Annotated in this window: 1 protein-coding gene, 1 tRNA gene and 1 pseudogene; 2 read left to right on the plus strand and 1 reads right to left on the minus strand. The window is 53.6% G+C overall.

Going from position 1 to position 2,386, the window contains the following annotated elements; all coding sequences use genetic code 11:
- Positions 1-831, plus strand: an 831-nt coding sequence (locus ACIQWA_RS40910; RefSeq protein WP_402492276.1) for an elongation factor Tu, incomplete at its 5' end; no start/stop codon positions are given.
- Positions 832-943: 112 nt separating this feature from the next.
- Positions 944-2,189: pseudogene (locus tag ACIQWA_RS40915) on the plus strand (IS3 family transposase).
- Between the two features lie 71 nt (positions 2,190-2,260).
- On the opposite strand, the gene ACIQWA_RS40920 reads toward ACIQWA_RS40915, so the two are convergent.
- Positions 2,261-2,336 (minus strand) — tRNA-Ala (locus ACIQWA_RS40920).
- Positions 2,337-2,386 lie beyond the last annotated feature (50 nt).

The raw sequence follows: 2,386 nt of genomic DNA on the forward strand, positions 1-2,386 counted from the left end.
CACATCCTGCTGGGTCGTCAGGGAGGCGTTCCTTTCATCATCGTGTTCCTGAACAAATGCGACATGGTTGATGATGAAGAGCTGCTGGAACTGGTTGAAATGGAAGTTCGTGAACTGCTGTCCGCTTACGACTTCCCAGGCGACGACCTGCCAGTGATCCGCGGTTCCGCGCTGAAAGCGCTGGAAGGCGAAGCTGAGTGGGAAGCGAAAATCATCGAACTGGCCGAAGCCCTGGACAGCTACATCCCAGAGCCAGAGCGTGCTATCGACAAGCCGTTCCTGCTGCCAATCGAAGACGTATTCTCCATCTCCGGTCGTGGTACCGTTGTTACCGGTCGTGTTGAGCGCGGTATCATCAAAGTTGGCGAAGAAGTTGAAATCGTTGGTATCAAAGACACCGTTAAGTCTACCTGTACTGGCGTTGAAATGTTCCGCAAACTGCTGGACGAAGGCCGTGCTGGTGAGAACGTAGGTGTTCTGCTGCGTGGTATCAAACGTGAAGAAATCGAACGTGGTCAGGTACTGGCTAAACCAGGCTCCATCAAGCCGCACACCCAGTTCGAATCTGAAGTGTACATCCTGAGCAAAGATGAAGGTGGTCGTCACACGCCATTCTTCAAAGGTTACCGTCCACAGTTCTACTTCCGTACTACTGACGTGACCGGTACCATCGAACTGCCAGAAGGCGTAGAGATGGTAATGCCAGGCGACAACGTGAACATGGTTGTAACCCTGATTCACCCAATCGCGATGGACGACGGTCTGCGTTTCGCAATCCGTGAAGGCGGCCGTACTGTAGGCGCTGGTGTTGTTGCTAAAGTTATCGCTTAATCGCGAATAATTTTTCGACACAAAAAAGGGGCACTTCGGTGCCCTTTTTTTATGCAATTGACCCGTCCTGAATAGCGTTGACACATTTTACTCACGCACAGAGGAAAATGTGATGAACCAGTATATTAAACGCACACAACGCGATTACTCTCTATCCTTTAAACTGGCTGTCGTCGAACAGGTCGAAAAAGGCGAGATGACATACCGCCAGGCGCAAGATCGCTACGGTATCCAAGGCAGCCAGACTGTCATGAACTGGCTGCGCAAATACGGTCAACTTGACTGGCGAACTTCTCCTTCCACCAGAACGTGCGGAGACAACATGCCCAAACTCCCCCTGACGCCCGAACAGCGTATTAAAGAACTTGAGCAGCAACTGGCTGAATCTGAAGTCAAAGCCCAGTTCTTCGAAGCTGTCGTCAAAGTGATGAACACCGACTTTGGCGCCACGCTGACAAAAAAGCAGCTAACCGCCTTATCGCGCAAACACAAGTACCGGGACTCACAGTAACGCGGGCCTGCCGATGGATGGGCATCAGCCGACAAGCGTGGTATCAGTCCCTGCAGCGTGAAGCAGGCAAAGAGGAGCAGGCCCGGCATCTCGTCGAACAGGTGACGGCCATCCGCTTGCACCAACCCCGACTGGGGACACGTAAGCTGCATCACCTGTTGCGGCAACACCCCGAACCGGCGTTGCATGTGGGCCGTGACCGGTTGTTCAGTATCCTGCGCTGCGCGCGGTTACTGGTGATGCCTAAACGGGCGTATCACAAGACGACGCACAGCCATCATCGTTTTTATCGCCATCCCAACCTGCTAAAAGCGGGAGACAATCAAGTAATAGCCAGCCGTCCGGAACAGGTATGGGTGGCGGATATCACCTACCTGCCGCTGAGAACGGGGACGGCGTATGTCAGCCTGGTAACGGATGCCTGGTCGAGAAAAATCGTGGGATATCACGTGCATGACAGTCTGCATACCCGGCATGTCGCCTGCGCGTTCAAAATGGCACTGGCCGGCAGACGCACGGCGTTGCCGTTGGTGCATCACTCGGACAGGGGTATCCAGTACTGCTCGCAGGAATATCAGGCGTTACATCAGCAGTATGGCGTCATCTGCTCGATGACGGACGGGTATGACTGTTATCAGAACGCGCTGGCGGAACGGATAAACGGGATACTCAAAACGGAATACCTGCTCGGCAGGCCAGAAGATATCGCGCAGGCAAGAAAGATGGTCAGGGAGTCGGTGAACCTCTACAACACGCGGCGGCCGCACTTGTCGCTGAAATACAAAACGCCCGATGAGGTTCATCGGGCGTTATCCGGTTGAAAAGTGTCAACCTATATCAGGACTAGTCATTGGCATTCGGCGAAGGATAAATGACGAAAAGCAAAAAGCCGACCCTAGGGTCGGCTTTTTTAAATGGTGGTGGAGCTAGACGGGATCGAACCGTCGACCTCTTGCATGCCATGCAAGCGCTCTCCCAGCTGAGCTATAGCCCCACAAAAGTGGTACGCGTTGACCGGCGTTACGGTATTCCCCAACCTCTCTG

This window comes from Kitasatospora sp. NPDC098652 (assembly GCF_044760155.1).
Classification (GTDB): Bacteria; Actinomycetota; Actinomycetes; order Streptomycetales; family Streptomycetaceae; genus Kitasatospora.